The 250-nt window shown below is 59.2% G+C and carries 1 protein-coding gene; it reads right to left on the bottom strand.

From position 1 onward, the window contains the following. A partial coding sequence (locus G4Z14_RS18815) for a DDE-type integrase/transposase/recombinase (RefSeq protein ID WP_164628491.1) occupies positions 1-250 on the bottom strand: 250 nt, incomplete at both ends.

Raw genomic sequence — 250 nt, 5'->3', positions numbered from 1 at the left:
TGTCCCAGCAGTTCCCGCGGCGGCTCATGCTGGGAGCCAGATTGTGCTGCTCGAGGAATTCTTGCCACTCATAGCCGGTGAACTGGGACCCTTGGTCAGAATGCACGTAGACCTTGGTCTTTGGTTTGCGTCGCCAGACGGCCATGAGCAGGGCCTGCAGCGGCAGGTCGGTGTAAGTGCGCCCCTGCATAGACCAACCGATGACGCGGCGGGAAAACAGATCGATCACAACCGCAAGATACAAGAACCC

It is taken from the genome of Tabrizicola oligotrophica (assembly GCF_011008935.1).
GTDB classification, from domain to species: domain Bacteria; phylum Pseudomonadota; class Alphaproteobacteria; order Rhodobacterales; family Rhodobacteraceae; genus Tabrizicola_A; species Tabrizicola_A oligotrophica.
Note: the sequence above shows the minus strand (reverse complement) of the source record. Positions and strands in the feature narration are given on the sequence as shown.